Annotated in this window: 9 protein-coding genes; 7 read left to right on the top strand and 2 right to left on the bottom strand. The window is 65.7% G+C overall.

What is annotated here, in order from left to right; genetic code table 11:
- The first annotated feature begins 11 nt into the window (after positions 1-11).
- From AT984_RS13335 to AT984_RS13320, 4 genes are all read left to right on the top strand, one after another.
- The gene (locus AT984_RS13335) at positions 12-698 is read left to right on the top strand and encodes a c-type cytochrome (protein WP_058720503.1); all 687 of its coding nucleotides are present in this window, start codon (positions 12-14) and stop codon (positions 696-698) included.
- A gap of 155 nt (positions 699-853) precedes the next feature.
- Positions 854-2,146, top strand: coding sequence for an HD-GYP domain-containing protein (locus tag AT984_RS13330; protein ID WP_058720502.1), 1,293 nt, complete (start codon positions 854-856; stop codon positions 2,144-2,146).
- 137 nt (positions 2,147-2,283) lie between these two features.
- Positions 2,284-3,864, top strand: coding sequence for an ABC transporter substrate-binding protein (locus AT984_RS13325; protein ID WP_058720501.1), 1,581 nt, complete (start codon positions 2,284-2,286; stop codon positions 3,862-3,864).
- Between the two features lie 121 nt (positions 3,865-3,985).
- Positions 3,986-5,962, top strand: a complete 1,977-nt coding sequence (locus AT984_RS13320; protein ID WP_156422028.1) for a hypothetical protein — start codon at positions 3,986-3,988, stop codon at positions 5,960-5,962.
- 69 nt (positions 5,963-6,031) lie between these two features.
- Here the strand turns inward: AT984_RS13320 and AT984_RS13315 are convergent, their stop codons facing one another.
- Both AT984_RS13315 and AT984_RS13310 read right to left on the bottom strand, forming a co-directional pair.
- Positions 6,032-8,152 (bottom strand): metallophosphoesterase, encoded by a 2,121-nt coding sequence (locus AT984_RS13315; RefSeq protein ID WP_082680011.1) that lies wholly within the window; start codon positions 8,150-8,152, stop codon positions 6,032-6,034.
- Positions 8,153-8,272: 120 nt separating this feature from the next.
- Positions 8,273-13,969 (bottom strand): CHAT domain-containing protein, encoded by a 5,697-nt coding sequence (locus AT984_RS13310; protein WP_058720498.1) that lies wholly within the window; start codon positions 13,967-13,969, stop codon positions 8,273-8,275.
- Between the two features lie 298 nt (positions 13,970-14,267).
- On the opposite strand from AT984_RS13310, the gene AT984_RS13305 reads away from it, so the two are divergent.
- The 3 genes from AT984_RS13305 (at position 14,268) to AT984_RS13295 (ending at position 16,293) form a co-directional block, all read left to right on the top strand.
- Positions 14,268-15,128: a Crp/Fnr family transcriptional regulator gene (locus AT984_RS13305; RefSeq protein ID WP_197418085.1), complete on the top strand. Its 861-nt coding sequence runs from the start codon at positions 14,268-14,270 to the stop codon at positions 15,126-15,128.
- Positions 15,129-15,389: 261 nt separating this feature from the next.
- Positions 15,390-15,713, top strand: coding sequence for an ArsR/SmtB family transcription factor (locus AT984_RS13300; RefSeq protein ID WP_058720496.1), 324 nt, complete (start codon positions 15,390-15,392; stop codon positions 15,711-15,713).
- A gap of 67 nt (positions 15,714-15,780) precedes the next feature.
- A complete protein-coding gene (locus tag AT984_RS13295; protein WP_058720495.1) occupies positions 15,781-16,293 on the top strand; it encodes an arsenate reductase ArsC in 513 nt (170 codons plus the stop codon).
- Positions 16,294-16,299 lie beyond the last annotated feature (6 nt).

Genomic DNA, 16,299 nt, shown 5'->3' with positions numbered 1-16,299 from the left:
ACCACGGGACTATGAAAAAACTGTTGCAGATCTCGATTGCCATGTTCGCCATTTTGGGTGCGACCTCCGCGGTTCAAGCCCAGGCTCAGGCCACCACTTCAGCTGCTGCGGCCGGGTCGGCCAGCGTTCAGTCCAAGGTTGCCATGTGCATCGGCTGCCACGGTATTGCAGGCTACCAGTCCTCGTTCCCCGAAATCCATAAAGTGCCGATGATCGCCGGGCAAAACGCCAAATACATCGGCGCGGCCTTGACCGCATATGCCAAGGGTGAGCGCAAGCACCCCACCATGCGCGGCATTGCCCAGACTCTGAGCGAGCAAGACATCGCCGACATCGCCGGCTACTACGAGAAGCAGGCGGCTCAGGCCGGTGCTACTGCCGTGGCCGAAACGGTGCCCCAGCCTTCGGCCCAAGTGGCTGAGTTGCTGACCAAGGGCGCTTGCGCCTCTTGCCACGGCGCCAATTTCAGCAAGCCCATCGACGGCAGCTACCCGAAGTTGGCGGGCCAGCATCCTGACTATCTGTATGCGGCGCTGAAGTCTTACCAAACCGAAGGTAATCCGGTGGTGGGCCGCGGCAACGCCATCATGGCCGGTCAGGTCAAGCAATTCAGCCACACCGAGTTGCAGGCCATGGCCAAGTACCTGGCTTCGCTGCCGTCCGAGTTGCGCACCGTGCCGCAAAGCAAGTTCCGCTGAAACTGAACTGCCTTGCTTTTGAGCAAGGCCGGATGCAAAAGGCCGCCGTATGGCGGCCTTTTTTCGTCTATTTTTCACGAGTTCAGTTTAGGGGGTGGGTCATACTTCAAAGTGTGACAATTTCATTTTCGACTGCACGAGCAACAAAGCCCCGAATGCTCAAGAAGATTCCTACACAGCAGGTTCAGTTGGGCATGTTCCTCCAGTCGATGGAGGGATCATGGTTGTCCCACCCGTTCTGGAAAACCAAGTTCGTCATCAAGGACCAGGCTGATCTGGAGGCCTTGTTGACCAGCGGCGTGCCCGCCGTTTGGATCGATGTCAGCAAAGGCGACGATGTGCGCCCGACCTCGAACGAGCAGGTCAATGAAGAAGCCAGCGTCACCGCGGCCTTGATTGAGGCTGCGCCAGTGGCCCCGCCTGCCGCGGCCCCGGCCGTGCCGCGCTCAGCACCGGTTGCCGCGCCGCCGCCACCACCGCCTCCGGCGCCAGCCAGCCAGCAAAAGGTGAGCTTGGGTACCGAAATGGCGCAAGCCACCAAGGTCATCAACCGCAGCAAGCAAGCGGTGATCAATTTGTTTGGCGAGGCCCGCATGGGCCGCGCCATGGATGTCGAGCAATGCCTGCCCATCGTGGAGGAAGTGGCTGACTCGGTGTCGCGCAATCCATCGGCCTTGATCAGCCTGGCGCGGCTCAAGACCAAGGACGACTACACCTATATGCACTCGGTGGCCGTTTGCGCCCTGATGGTGTCGCTGGCCAAGCAACTGGGCATGGATGAGGCGCAGTCGCGCGAGGCCGGCCTGGCGGGTCTGCTGCACGATGTGGGCAAGATGATGATGCCGCTGGATGTGCTGAACAAGCCCGGCCAGCTCACCGATGCCGAGTTCAATGTCATCCGCTCGCACCCGTTGCGTGGCTATCAGATGCTCAAAGAGGGTGGTGCGGTGCCGGCGTCAGCCCTCGACGTCTGCCTGCATCATCACGAGAAGATGGACGGCACCGGCTACCCGCAAAAGCTCAAGGGTGAGGAAATCAGCGTGCTGGCGCGCATGGGCGCGGTTTGCGATGTTTACGATGCCATCACTTCCACCCGGCCATACAAGAGCGCTTGGGACCCGGCTGGCTCGATTCAGCGCATGGCGCAGTGGACGGGGCAGTTCGATCCGGTCATCTTCAAAGCTTTCGTCAAATGCGTGGGCATCTACCCGGTTGGCAGCCTGGTGAAACTGGAATCCGGCCGCTTGGCCGTGGTGGTGGACTTGAACCCGCTGAGCCTGGCTGCGCCGGTGGTGCGGGTGTTTTATTCGACCCGCTCCAAGCTGCCGGTGCCGGTGCAGTTGCTGGATCTTGCCAGCCCGACCGCCGGCGACCGGGTGGTGGGTCGAGAGTCGCCGCTGGATTGGGGTTTTACTCATCTGGACGATATCTGGCGCGCACCGCTTTAGTGCTTCGTTAGCGCTTTGATTCCTTGCCCAGGCCTGCAAGTGGCCAGGGCAGGGGCAGTGGCTAGGGTTGCCCCGGGCTGCTGCGCAGCAAGCCCTGCCTAAACTCCCCTCACGACGATGACAGGGAGAGGCACTCGATGAAGAAGATCACCTTGATGGCTTTGGCGCTGGCGGCTTGCAGCGCGCCGCTGCTGCTTCAGGCGCAAACCCTGCGCTGGGCCAGCCAGGGCGACCCGCAAACCATGGACCCGCACTCGCAGAACGAGAGCATGACCAATATGGTCAACGGCCAGGTCTATGAGCGACTGACCCGGCGCGACCGCAGCCTGAATCTGGTGCCAGGTCTTGCCACCGAGTGGACTCAGGTCTCGCCGCTTGTCTGGCGCTTCAAGCTGCGGCCGGGCGTCAAGTTTCATGATGGTCAGGCGCTGACGGCCGATGATGTGGTCTATTCCATTCAGCGCGCCAAGGAGAGCAGCTCACAGCTGGCTGTCTACGCCAATGCCGTCGGCGTTCCCAAGAAGGTCGATGAGCTGACGGTGGAATTCCAGCTTGCCAAGTTCAATCCGATCTTTTTGCAGCACATCGACCTGCTGTGGATCATGAGCAAGCCTTGGTCGGAGACGCACCGCGTCACCAAGCCACTGGACTTCAAGAACAAGGAAGAAAGCTTCACCAGCATGAATGCCAACGGCACCGGCCCCTACCAGCTGGTGACGCGCCAACCGGGCATCAAGACCGTCTACAAACGCAACCCCGGCTGGTGGGGCAAGTTCGAGGGCAATGTGCAAGAGGTGGTGTTCAGCCCCATCGCCAATGATGCGACGCGGCTGGCGGCGCTGGTGTCGGGGGAGATCGACTTCGTGTTGGATCCCGCGCCACGCGACGTGCCGCGCCTGCGCAGCACCAGTGGCGTCAAGGTGGTGGATGGGCCGGAGAACCGGCTGGTCTTCATCGGCATGGATCAGGCTCGCGACAAGCTGCTCTACGGCAAGGTCAGCGGTGACAAGAATCCCTTCAAGGACATTCGCGTGCGGCGGGCCATGTATCAGGCCATCGATGTGGAGACGCTCAAAACCAAGCTGATGAATGGCCTGAGCGTCACCACCGGGAGCTTGACGCCCTCGGCCAGCGCCTCCTACAACGACCCGCAAATCGAGGCCCGCGCGCCCTTCGACATCGCCGCTGCGCGCAAGCTGATGGCCGAGGCCGGCTATGCCGATGGCTTCGAGGTCACGCTGGACTGCCCCAATAACCGCTACATCAACGACGAGTCCATTTGCAAAGCCTTGGCCGCGATGTGGGCGCAGCTCAAGATCAAGATCAACGTCAATGCCATGCCGCGGGTCACTTACTTCCCCAAGCTGGAAAAGCTCGACACCAGCTTGTACCTCTACGGCTGGGGCGGACCGATCACCGATGCCGAGTCCATCCTGACCCCGGTGTTCCGCAAGCGCGGCGAGCAAGGCGTGGGCGCCTACAACTACGGCGATGTGCGCAATGACAAATTCGACGCCCTGGCCGCGCAGTCCAGCGTTGAGGTCGATCCGGCCAAGCGTGAACAGCTGATCAAGGCCGCCATCACCGAGTTCAAGCAGCAGTTCCATGTCTTGCCCCTGCATCGCCAGGTGATTCCCTGGGCCATGCGCAACGGCGTCGAGGCGGTGCACCGGCCCGACAACTGGCTGGAGCTGAGCTGGGTCAAGCTCGGTAAATGAGGCCGCAAATCGGGCGTTAGGCCCCAAATCGGCTGGCATCTCCGCTGACCTCGGCCGGGGTGGCGGTGGCAAGATCAGGCGATAGAAATGCCTTGGGGCTTGAGCACCCCGAATGATCAATATGCCCAGCCTGTTCTTGCCATCTCGCCCCTTCGCCCCGCGTCAGCTGGGCCTGGGCCTGCTTCTCGTTTGCGCAGTCTTGGTCGGCTGTGGTGGCGGCAAGGGCGGTGACAGCAGCTCGGGGGGCGGCGGCGTCACTGAGTTCGCCAGCGGCCCCACACTCAGCGGCATCGCTGCGGTGGGCGCACCTCTGATGAATGCGCGTGTCGCCGTGGTGGACGGCAGCGGCGCCAGCCTGGGCAGCACCACCACCCGCGCGCCTGACGGCTCCTACAGCCTGACCCTGAGCAGCAAGAGCCTGACTGCGCCCTTGCTGGTGCAGGTCAGTGGCTTGGATGCTGCCGGTAATCCGCAAGTGCTGCATTCGGCGGTGCCGATTCTGGCCGCCAATGCCTCGGCCATGGTGGCCCATGTGTCGCCGCTGAGCAATGCGGTGCTGGCGCTGGCGCTGGGCGCCGACCCGCAGCCGGTGTTTGCCGCGGCCAAGTCCAATGGCCCAGCGCTTGCCGCGGCCGCCACGGCCGCCAGCGCGGCCGGCGAGTTCGTTAAAACCCTGGTCAAAACCCAGCTGACTGACCTGAAGTTCAGCAACCCAACCGCCCTTAGCCTGCTGGCCGATCCGGCCTTCGCCGCCAATAAGGGTGCGCATGATTTGCTGATCGAAAGCCTGCGCGTCAGCCTGGTTAAGAACAGCAAGGGCGTGATGCAGCTGCAGCTGAGCAATAAATTGCTGCCCAGCCAGGCAGCCGAAGTGGTGGTGGATTTGCCCATGGCGCAGACCGAGTTGCTCAAGACCAGCAGCCCGACGCCCACCAACGCCATCACCAGCACGCTCAAAGCCACCACCAGCCCGACGGCGACCTTGGCCAATCTGGCCGCGCTGGACGATCTCAGCGCCGCGTTGAACAAGCTGATCGCCCAAGGGGCGAGTGCCGCCACCATTGGCTCGCACGCCTTGTTGGCTGGCTATGACACGCACAACGGCCGGCTCAAGGCCGCGCTCGCCACCAAGCTGGCCGACTATGTCGCCAAGAATCGCCAATTCGGCCGCTGGCAGATCACCGGCTGCGCCGATGACACGGTGACCGGCGGCCTGTGCAAACGCGTGCTGGTGGCCGCACCCATCAGCGATGTCTCCGGCACTGTGGTCGATACCTTCAGCGATGCCGTCAGCTATAGCAAGACCTCCACCACCGGCTCGGTGTGGAACCTGATCGGCAATGGCAAGAAGCTGGCGCTGGCGGTCTACCCGCTGGCGTTTCAGGCGTTGGCGGCCGATGGCACGAACAGTACGGCCATCACGCCGAACCCGGTGGCTGGCCTGCAAATCAACATTCAGACGCTGCTCGAAGGGTCCGCAACGCCGCTGCTGACACAGGCCACGGTGCAAACGCCGGGCGGTTTCAGCATTCCCTTTGCCAATTGCGGGCAGGCGCAGCTGTGCATTTCCAGCACCGCCGGCGCCACAAGCCTGGTGCCGACCGGTGGCTTGGCGGACACGGCTTTGCTGCGATCTTCTGTGGGCTGGATTGGCGCCGACGACATCGTGCTCAATGCCAAGTACCTGGTGACTTACAGCCTCAGCGGCACGGCCGAATCACGCGCGGTTTATCTGCCTGCCGAAGTGCCGGCTGAGCTGCCCGCGGCCCGCTTCCCGACGCTGGACGGCGTCAGCAGCAGCGCGACACTGCGCGGTGGCCAATTGCTGGTGGGCATGACGATCAACTGGTCAGCCTGGGCGGCGGCCAACCCCGATATGCGTTTGATCAGTGTGCGCACGGTGCTCAATGTGCCCGCTGATCCGACGCAGGCGCCTTTGATCAATGACACGACGCCACCGCTGCCGCCGAGCACTACGCTGACCCTCGCCGGCATCAGCGTGCCGGACACCTTTGTCGCCAGCAACTACGAGCTCTGGCTGGGCGCGCAAGACGCCGCTGGTCGCCGCTACTACACGCGCTATACGCTGACGCCGTAAACGCTTCGGCCGCCGATCAGCATCAGATCAAGTCGCGGCCCCAGCATTCTTGCTGGGGCCGCTGCTCATTCACTTGGCCGGGGCTTCGCAGCGGGTGCGCTTGCCCTCGGTGGTGCAGGTGCGTAGCAATTGGCGCTGTGGGTCGAACATGCGGGCGGTCCAGTTGCTGCTGCCGGTGATGCGATCGAAAACTACGAAGCCGAACTCCTCGCTGTGCGCGTTCTTGCTACCCGCATCGATGACGGGGCTGCTGCTGAAGGCATCGGGCTGGGCCATGACCCCATTGGGCAAGCGGAAGGACCAGGGCGCGTCGTGCCAGGGCCAACGGCGGTCTTGCGTTGCGATGTCATTGGCCTGCGCTTCAGGGGCTGCAGCCTGGTAGGGCTTGTCGCCGCGGGCGCCGAAATGGAAGCCTTCCAGGGCTTGGCCGGAATTGCCGATCAGGTATTGCGTGGGTAGCCCAGTCTGCGCCGGGTGGCTGATCATCATCCAGCCGTGGATATGGCCGGAATGCACCATCTGCAGATTGGCCGGCAATTCGCCATTGCCCGCGCCAAAGCTCTCGACGCCGGGCTGCAAAGCCTTCTGAAACTGCCAGGTGCTGCTGGTGACTTTTGGGCCGCCCGAGTAAAAGGCGAACAGCGGCTTGTGCGTGACCAGCCAGGATACGGAAGCGCTCTGGGTCGTGCCGTCGCGTGCCACAGCGGTGAGTTGACGGGCGGTGCGCAAATGGTCGCCATTGGTCCAGCCCTGATTGCGGCCACGGCCCGGGGCATCGGCCAGGCCGCCCACGTCCATCAGAATCAGCTGCAAGTCACCCAGGCGCACCAGCAGCGGGTCGGTGGCATTGCTGCAGATGGCGGCGTCGTAGTCCGGGCTGTATTGCGGTTCTTGCGCGGGGAAGCGGCGGTAGTCGAGAAAGCGATACCAACCCGCGCCGGCCCGGTCACATAACTCGTGATTGCCACGGGTGATGGCCCAGGGCGCGGCGGCCAGCAGCGCGCCGGCGGGGCGGAAGAAATCCGCCTCCCAGGACTTCCAGCCGTAGGTGATGGTGTCCATATAGGCAGCGACGCGGGCCTCGTTGGGCTGGGGCTGGCCGGGCTCGGTGCCCTTGGGCAAGCCTTCGCGGTAATGGATGTCACCGTTGTGGATGATCAAGTCGGGGTTGAAGCTGGCGGCTGCGCGGGCTATTCTGCGCCAGGGCCAGTCGGACTCATCGCTGCAGTCTTGCAGCGGTGCGCCAGGCTTGCCGCTGCCGAAGGCATTGGGCCCCTGCACGCGGCAGCCGGTGTCACCCACCACCACCACGCGATTGATTTGCGCTTGCGGCGGGCGCAGCGCCAGGCGCTGGCCACCCACGCCCACCACTTGCGCCGCAGGCGGCAGCGTGGCCTCGCAGGTCAGCAGTTCGAAATCGGCGCCGATTGTCTGGCGCTTGTCTCCGGTCTGGGCGGCGGAATTGCTGGCCACGCCGCGCACGGCGGGCGCGCGCACCTGCATGGGCTGTGGCCGGCCATCCACCAACAACTGCGGGCACTGCGCTGCGGCGGTGACGACGCGGGCGACTTGCTGGCCGTGGCCCAGGCTGGGGTCGCTCATCGCATAACGTGCGGCCAGATCGGTGGGCGTGGCATTGGCGGCCTTGACCTCGGGGCCGGAGAAAGGCACTTCGTGCTCGAGCGAGCCGCGCTGCTGGCCTTGCGTGCCCGGCGCTGCGGCAGTCACCGCCGTGATGTGGGAGGTAGAGAAGGGCGCTTGGGCCATATCGGCAAACTGGGTCCAAGCGTAGAAGCGACCGGGTGCATCGAGCAGCGGCAAGGCCAGCGCCATGGCCTCCGGCTGGCCGCTGGCTTGGGCGGATGTGATTAGGGCTTGGGTGTCGCGCTCAAAGCGGGCCAGCAGATCCTGGGCGATGGGCTCCAGTCGCGAGGGTTGTTGCTGCAATTCCTCAACGCTCAGGCCGCTGCGGGCGGCGATGCGGCGCAAGCCCTCGGCGCGGCTCAGGCCGGCGGCTTCTTGCGCGCCCAAAAGCTTGTTCATGGCTGGCGGCAAAGTCTGGGCTTGCTGCGCCGGTTGCTGAGGACCGCTGGCGCAGGCTGCCAGCAACAGCGCCGCGCTGACGGCCAAACTCAGCGGCAGCAGGCGATGCTGCAAAGTGGGTGCGGGCAGAGGACGGTGTCGGTTCATTGGGGCGGGCAAAAAGGCTGACAAGGAGACGAAATCAAAGGCGGGCAGGCGGGGGTGGGCGCTGGCAAGGCGCCATTGTCCACCCGCCCATTTTGTGCGCCTGATGTGACGCCAGTCCGTTCAGCTGCGACTGCCAGCCGCCAGCGCCTTGATGCCTTCCAGCAATTGCTTGGCCGCCTTTTGCTCGGCGCTTCGCAAGGCCGCGCTGGCATGGCTGACGCTTTGGTAGGGCTCCAGGGTGAAGCGGGCCTGCTTGTAAACCGTGTCCCACATGGCGGGCGCGGGCACGCGGACTTTGAGCGCTTGCAGGCTTTGCAGCACGGCCCCTGCCGCGCCGGCCAAGCTGGATTGGCTGAGTGCTTGCAGCATGTCCAGCTCGGTCTGGCCCACCACCGACCAGAAGTCCGGCTTGCGTGCATTGGTCTCGGTCAAAGAGTCACGGGCCGCTTTGAAGGCCTCGGCGCTCAACTCATTCGTGGACTCGGCGCCTTCCGAGCCAGTGATAGGTCGGCCCGCCTGGAAGGCCAGGCGCAGCTCAATCGCCATGGCGTTCATGCGTGGGTAGAACAACTCCCCGGACTGCGCTTGCAAGCAGCGCTGCGCGGCCTGGCTGTAATGCTGGGCGGCTTTGCTCAAGGCCTCGGTGACGGCGGGCGGCACGGCTTTGCCCGCAGCCTGGGCCTGCTTCAATTCCAGCACCATGGCCAGATGCTTCCAGGCCGAGCCCATCAAGTTTTCGCGCTCCACCGTGGGCTGCACCGCCAGCACGCGTTCCAGCAGGCTGATGCCGGCGCGGATCTGCGTCAGGTCGGCTTGTTGCTCGCCTTCGCGCACCAGCAGATTGCCGTATTGCTCGCTTGCTTTCAGCGAGGCGCTGCCGTCCTCGGCTTCCACGGCGATGCGGTACCACTCCAGCGCGGCCTTGCGTTCGCCCGCGCTGTTGTAGGCCACGGCAAAGGCTTCCGCCACCGCGCCCATGCTGCCCCACAGCGGCTTGAACTCGGCCTCCAGATAGCGCAGCTTGTCGAGTGCGCCCTGGCGCTTTTGGGGCGAGCTCTTGCCGTATTGGGCGCGCACGGCAATGTTCTCCAGCGTCAGCGTCAGCGACACGGGCGAGGCCACGCCGGCCAGCTCATCCGCCAGCGGTGTGCTGGGTCGCTGGGCGTCGGCGCCTTCGCGGCGCCAGGTCCATTCGGGGTCGCCGTAGCATTGGTAGGCGGCCCAGGTATTGCCCTGTCGGTTGGCGCTCCAGGCGGCCTCGCGGGCGCGGCCCACGGCTTCGATGAAGCGCGCCCCGGTCAGCAAGCTGGCGTAGAAGGTGGTGGCAAAGACCTTGGCTGCTTCGTCCTCGACGGCCCAGCCGGCGGCCACCACGCAGCGCACGCCGACCTTGATCAAGGCTTCGGCCGTGTTGGCGGCAAAGCTGGCGCGGTCGTAGCGGCCGGCGCCTGTTTCGGTTTGCAGCACGGCATTGGGGTCGCGCCCGGCCAGGTGGCAACAATTCAGGAAGACCAACTCCGGCACCACCCGCATGGACTTGACTTCGGCCGCGCTGAGGTAGGTGTTCTGGCCCGACAGCACCACCCCGCCGTTCGGGCCCGGCGCGCCATGGCCGGCAATGTGGATGGCGCGGTAATTGCGCTCGAACAAGGCGTTGATGATGGTTTGCGCATCGTTCTGCTCGGCCAGCAGATTGACCAGCTCGGCGCCGTCGCGGTTGGTCTCGCGGCCGAGGCCGCTGCTCAGCTGCTCGGCCACGGCCAGGGCCTCCTGGCGCGCGCCTTCCAGGCGAGGGTAGAGGGTGGGGTCGCAGAGCGGCTCGCCGATCACCAGCACATGGTCGTCGGCGCTGGCATCGCGCGGCTCGGCGCGGTAATCGTCCAGCTGCAGCTTGCGGATCAGCTTGGTGCGAATCGCCCAGGGGCGCTTGTCTTCGCCGCTGTCCAGCGGATTGGTGTTGAGCAATTCCCAGGGGATGCCGGCGGTGGCGGGCTCCAGCTCAATCACCAGCTCGCTGCTGCCGCCCAGGAAGGGCTCCATCTCGACGGGGATCAGCAGATTGAACAGGGTGCGGCCGATCTGCGTGTCGGTATTGGCGTCGTTGGAGGCGCGGGCCACGAACTCGCGCAGCAGGGCGCCCTGGGCATGCTGCTCACGCAGCTCGCTGCGGGCGCGCTTGGTGTTGAGCTTGTAGGCGATGGCGGGTTGATCCGGCTTGTGGCCCGGCACGGACAGGGCGCTGATGAAGTCGTAATTGCTGCCGCGGTAATTCGAGTCCAGCATGCGCCGCATGGCACCCGGCCCTGAGCTGACCTTGCCCACCAGCTTGTAGCTGCCCGGGCTGGCGGCTTCAAGCTGCTGCAGGGCGCGCCAGGCATCGCCGGCGCGGTCGAGGTAAAGCTCGGTCAGGGTCAGGCGGCTGAGTTGCGGCCAGCCTGTGCCTTGCAACTTCTGCTTGGCGGCCCAGGCGCCTTGGGCAATCGCTTGGGCGGCCGCGCCGGTGGTGATGCCGGTGCCGCCGCTGCCAATCAAGGTGGCGGCCAGCTCGAACTCCAGCGGCGCCGGGGTCTCGCTGCCGGCGGTGCCAGTGGCTTGTTCGGACAGGCGCTGGGCATAGGCCATCACGGCCTGGCGCACGGTGAAGATCAGCTCGCTGGTGCGCAGCTTGCCTTCTTCACCCAGGCCCACCACGATGGCGGCCTGCGGCCTGGCCATCTGGAAGGGATTGTCGGGATGCGGGCGCTGGTTGCCAAAGATTTGATGCGAGCCCACCGCGTCGGGGTAGAGGCCCGCCGCCAGCGCGCGGCTCATGCCTTGATTGACCAAGGCGTCAATCACTTCCTCGGCCCCGGTCAGGGTCATGGAGCGGTAGTGGCCCACCAGCAGCGGCTGCTGCACAAAGCGCAGGTCGGCATTCAGCACCGTCATCTGCAGCGCCCGCGAACCCTGGTCCGCCGCCACACGCTTGGCGCTGTGGCGGGCCAGGCCCATCACATCGCCGGCATCTGAGGGCGGCAGCGAGGCCTGCAAGCCGCGCGAGGGTCGACTGCGTTGCAACTGCGGGCTGGCCGCTGCCGCCGCAGCGGCGCCGCCGGCCGTGCTGGTTGTTGCTGCGGCGCGCGAAGCCCGCGCTTCCAGGGTTTCCAGCGAGCGGGTGTCGCCGGTCTGTAGCAATTCGACGTAAGCGGCAAAGGCCTCGGCAACATCGGGCAATTTGCCATGCTCGGCGTCCAGCTTCCAGGTCCGCAGGCCCAACTGGGTGGCGCTGGCCAGGGTGACGCGGCCATCGCCGTCGTCGGGTGTGTCCAGGTATTCCAGGCCATCGTTCGGGTCCAGCCGGATGCCGGCCGGGGTGAAGCTGGCGTGGCCGACCACCAGCAGCATCTTTTGCTTGTCCAGGCCGAGTTGGCCGATCTGTGCGTCGAGCCGGCGGCGCAGGGCCACGGCCTGGTCCAGCACTTTTTGCGGCGGCGCGCCCCAGGTGTAGATGCTGATCTGTGACTCCAGCTGATGCCAGAAGCTGCGCTCACGCAGGATGGCGATGTCTTGGTCTGCCAGCTTTTGCCAGGTCTCGGCCCGGTCCAGGCCCAGCTGCGGGTCCAGCAAACCGTCTTGCAGCTGCATAAAGCCGGGCATGCCGGCCATCATCTTGCGCGCGCCGCCCTTGTCGAACAGGGCACCAAAGGCCACCAGGGCGTTGCCGAAGGTGTCGTCGCCCGACAGGGTTTGCATCGGCGCCCAGGAGCCGCCGTTGGGCGTGCCCAGCATCAGCAGGCGGGCGTCCGGGTGGGCCATCATGCGGCGCCAGGTGGCGGGCGCTTCCAGCTGCATGGTGCGCGCCACCAGGCCGCCCATGGAGTGGGCAATGATGCGCACAGGCTGGCCGCTGTTGCGGCGGGCGGCGATTGCCGCATCCACCGCCTGGCCCAAGCGCCGCGCCTCGTCTTCAATCGGACGGCGCCAGTCGAAGGCGAAGGGGATCACCTCGTGTGTGTCGGCCAGGCGCTCAATCAACGCGTCGTAGCAGCTGCCGATCGGGCCGTCGGGGGCGAACTCATTGACGGTCTTTTCATCCCAGGCCAGCTTCATCAAACCATTGACGAAGCGAAAGCCCAGCCAGATGCGGCTGCCATTGCGCTTGATATTGCTTCCCAAAATGCCTGGCAGCACAAACACGGCTGGGCGCTTGGCGGCTTGCTCGGCGCGCTGGGCTTGTTCGGCGGGGCTTGGCTCGGCGGTGTCATTGCTGAACCAACCGCGTGAGCGCGCCACTGCCAAGGCGGCGCGCGTGCCGCTGGCGTCCTTGCCTTGCCAAGAGAGTGGGCCGATGGGGCTGAACTCGGCCGGCGCTGCTTCCGTCAGCGCGCTGCTGATGGCGGCCACCGTGCGCTCATTGCTGAAGTAGTTGAAGTGGTTGGTCTTGCCGCCGCGGTCGAGGATGAAGCTGGCCGCGCCGGCACCACTGCGCGGGCTGCCGCCGTACATCGAGCGGGTCTGCACCACCAGATCGTTGTCGGTCCAGTAGAAGGCGTCCGACAGCAAGGTCTTGAGCCAGGAGCCGATGGAGTCGCCTTCCAGATCGCCCGCCACCACGCGCAACTCGCCCGGCAGTTGCGCCTCGCTGCGGTTCAGCCATTCGACCACCGGGCTCTCCGGCATCATGGCCTCCAGGCCGGGCAGCTCTGCAGGGTCGGCGCGCCGCCTGGCCACTTCGTGCACAAAGTCCACCAGTTCCGGCGCCACCGGCACGCCGGCCAATTGCAAGCCCCACTGCAGCACCGAAAGGTAGGCGTCCAGACGCTTGGAGGCCAGCGTGGTGCCGCGCGCCGGGCAAGCCACACGCACCACTCGCTCCAGTTTCAAGCCCTTGGCCTGCGCGGCCTTGACCAGGGCTTGCAAATCGCGGCGGTGCGCCTCGTACTCCGCTCCGGCGAACAGGGCCAGCTCTTCCTCGCTGAGCGCGCCGCCGCCGCAGGCGCGGGCCAGCACCTCAGCCACCAGGCCGCCGCGTGAATGGGTCAGCAGATGCAGGCGGGCACCGGCGGGCAGGGCGTTGACGAGGGTCAGCGCATTGGCAATCGGGCTAAAGCCCATGGTCGGGTGGTCCAGCGCATAGACCCGGTTGGCGTAATGCGCGAACAGGTTGCGCACCTTGTCGGGGTGCTGCACGAAGAGCTTGCCGAAGGTGCTGACCGTGTCCACAAACGTGCCGTGCACCAAGATCAGCAGCGGGCCAGCATCCGCCGCGGCGGGCACTTGCTGCAGCGGCGTTTCATGCTTGAGCGGGCTGCGCAGCGAGGCGGGGCTCAGCGCGTAGACGCCGGCATTGACCTGGCCGTCTACCTTGCGGGTTATGGCGGCGGTGGCCAAGCTGACGGCCGGATCTTTCAGCAAGCCGCTCACCACCTCGAAGGCGCTCAGCACCGCTGAGCCCATCCAGCCGCGGGTGGCGCCGCGTGTGGCTTTGTCCTCCAGGCCGGGCCAGGCTAGGTTGGCCGTCACTTGGACTTCATCGTCATCATGCGCGGCCAGGGCGCTGCGGGTGGCGCCGCTGCTCTGCGCATGCATCAGGTCGCGGGCGGCCTGCGGGTGCAACACCAGGGTGGGGCCGTTGGCCAGGGTCAGCAGCACCACGTCTTCGCCGGGCCGGGCGCTGACGCGCTGAGCCGCGCCGCCGGCACGTTGGCTGCCGAGCTGCACCTTGGCTTTGCTGATGCCGCGCTGCAATCCTCCCGCCTGGCTGGCGCCAGCAGCCGAGCGGCTGGCCACCATCTGGCCGGGGATGAGGAAGGTGATGTCCTGTGACTTGCTGGCCATGGCATGCGCTCCGGGTCGATCGTGGCGAACGGGCAGATGCTAACGGCAATGGCTGGGCTGCGGCAGCCTGCGGGCGCTGGCGCGGGTCTGTTGTCCCTAGCTTGGTGGAGCTGCCGGGCGCATCTGTTGAAGTGGTGGCGATTGCGGCCGAGGCCAAGGCCGGCGCCGGCTTCGAAAGCACGCGGGCTTTGACCCAACGCAAACCGCCGCCGCGCCCGCCTTTGCGCTTCCTCAAAAGCAGGCCTTCCCTGCGGCCTCAAAGTCGAAGTGCATCGACTCAGCTGACTTGGAGATGACCATGCCTCATGCCTCTACCGTCGCAACCATTGCTTCCGGCGCTGGCGCTAATTCAGCCCCGCGCCAGCGCAGCGTTGCGCGCAAGTCAGGCCTTAGTGCCTCGGCAAGCCAGGGGCTGGGCGCAAGCGCCATCCCGCCAGAGATTCCGCCGGAGATTCCATCGCAAGCGCAACTGCGCCAGATCTTGCTGGCGGCGTTCCCGGCCGGGCAGCTCAGCGAGCCGGCCTTGGCAAGCTTGCTGGGCCTGGGTTTCATGCATGTGCTGCCGGCCAAGTCCATGTGCCTGATGGCTTCGCAGCCTGCCGAGGGCTTGTGGCTGCTGCTGCGCGGCACCGTCAGCGTGGGGCGGCATGACGCGCAAATGCAGTGGAGCCAGCGCTGCACGGTGCATGCCGAGGAATGGATAGACGCCGAGAGTGCCTGGCTGGGCGGCAACTATCTGGACAACGCGCGCGCCGAAACCGAGGTCTTGCTGTGGTTCTTCCCGCTGCCGGCTCTGGAGCGGGCCATGGCCGCCGAGCCCGTCTTGGCGCGCAGCCTGCTGGCGGTGGGGGCCGAGCGGCTCAAACGCGCAGTCGGCGGTGCGCAGGACTTGCTGGCCAAGCATGTGTTGGCGCGCTGCGCCGCCTGGCTGCTGGATGAGTTGCGGGTGCTGGGTCAGGGCGAGGGCAGCAGCACGGCCCAGACCCAGCTGGTGCTGAGCCAGCGCAAATGCGCCATTGCCTCGCAGCTGGGCACCTCGCCCGAGACCTTTTCGCGCAGCCTGCGGCAGTTGCGTGAGATGGGGGTGATTGCCTCCAAGGGCTATCGCATCTGGATTTTGGATGTGCCGGCGCTGGTTCGTTTGGCGCAATCGGCTTGAGGCTTCTGCCCGGCTGAGCGCTGGCCGAAGCCGGGGCAAGCGGGCGCGTTTACTGAGTCGCGTCGCTCGCGGGGCCGCGCCCGGCGGCTTTTGCGGGACTGCCGGCCGCGCTGTCGAAGCTCTGGGCGGGGCAATCCACTGACTCCTCGCTGGTCGGCGCCCTCCAGTTCGACACCTGCGCAACTTGTGCCAGTTCGGCTACTCGCGTGGCCTGTCGTTTTCATCTGCTCAATAGTTCCATAGTTATGGAATAATCGATTCATGAATGAAGACATCGTGGTTCGATCCCTTGCTGCCCTCGCGCAGGCCCATCGCCTGCGCGCGTTTCGTTTGCTGGTGGTGGCGGGGGCCGAAGGCTTGACGCCCGGCGCCCTGGCTGAAGCCCTGGCCGTGCCAGCGGCCACCTTGTCCTTTCATTTGAAAGAGCTGATGCAAGCCGGCTTGCTGAGCCAGCAGCGCCTGGGCCGAAATCTGGTCTACCGCGCTGACTTCTCGCAGATGAACGGCTTGCTGGCGTACCTGACCGAGAACTGCTGCCAGGGCGAGGCCTGCATCCCAGCCTCGGCTTCGGGCTGCGGCTGCTGAACTGAGCCGGGTTGCTGCACGCCGCCCCAGCCCGCCACGTCGTTCCCCAATTCCACCCGCCATCACCATGACGATCAATATCCTCATCCTCTGCACCCACAACTCCGCGCGCAGCGTGCTCGCCGAGGGCATGCTTAACCACCTGGCCAAAAAGCTGGGCCGCGATGTGCGGGCCTTCAGCGCGGGCAGCGCGCCGAGCGGGCGACTTAACCCTTTTGCGCTTGAGGCGCTGAGCGAGGCCGGCGTTGACATCAGCGGCTACCGCAGCAAGAGCTGGGACGAGTTCACTACGCCGGAGGCGCCGCCGCTGTCTGTCGTGATCACCGTGTGCGATAGCGCCGCTGCGGAGCAATGCCCCGTGTTTTTCGGCGCGCCTTCTGCCCAGGGTCAGCCGGTGAAAGTCCATTGGGGTTACCCAGACCCCTCCAACGCCGAGGGTGGCGATGAAGGCAAGCGCCGCGCGTTTGAGTTGACGCGCCAGGCCATTGCCTATCGCATGCTGCAGTTGCTGGCCTTGCCCTTGGAACGCATGGACCGCGCCGCCTGCCAGGCCGCCTTGGCTGAAATCGGCCGCAGCTAACACCCT

This window comes from Paucibacter sp. KCTC 42545, assembly GCF_001477625.1.
Taxonomy (GTDB): Bacteria; Pseudomonadota; Gammaproteobacteria; order Burkholderiales; family Burkholderiaceae_C; genus Paucibacter_A.
The sequence above is the reverse complement of the archived record's forward strand: the minus strand, read 5'-3'. Positions and strand labels throughout refer to the sequence as shown.

What these genes read in the sequence shown, in the direction of transcription:
- AT984_RS13335 (WP_058720503.1), top strand. Translation starts at nt 12, where the DNA reads ATGAAAAAACTGTTGCAGATCTCGATTGCCATGTTCGCCATTTTGGGT.
- AT984_RS13330 (WP_058720502.1), top strand. Translation starts at nt 854, where the DNA reads ATGCTCAAGAAGATTCCTACACAGCAGGTTCAGTTGGGCATGTTCCTC.
- AT984_RS13325 (WP_058720501.1), top strand. Translation starts at nt 2,284, where the DNA reads ATGAAGAAGATCACCTTGATGGCTTTGGCGCTGGCGGCTTGCAGCGCG.
- AT984_RS13320 (WP_156422028.1), top strand. Translation starts at nt 3,986, where the DNA reads ATGCCCAGCCTGTTCTTGCCATCTCGCCCCTTCGCCCCGCGTCAGCTG.
- AT984_RS13315 (WP_082680011.1), bottom strand. Translation starts at nt 8,152, where the DNA reads ATGAACCGACACCGTCCTCTGCCCGCACCCACTTTGCAGCATCGCCTG.
- AT984_RS13310 (WP_058720498.1), bottom strand. Translation starts at nt 13,969, where the DNA reads ATGGCCAGCAAGTCACAGGACATCACCTTCCTCATCCCCGGCCAGATG.
- AT984_RS13305 (WP_197418085.1), top strand. Translation starts at nt 14,268, where the DNA reads ATGCCTCATGCCTCTACCGTCGCAACCATTGCTTCCGGCGCTGGCGCT.
- AT984_RS13300 (WP_058720496.1), top strand. Translation starts at nt 15,390, where the DNA reads ATGAATGAAGACATCGTGGTTCGATCCCTTGCTGCCCTCGCGCAGGCC.
- AT984_RS13295 (WP_058720495.1), top strand. Translation starts at nt 15,781, where the DNA reads ATGACGATCAATATCCTCATCCTCTGCACCCACAACTCCGCGCGCAGC.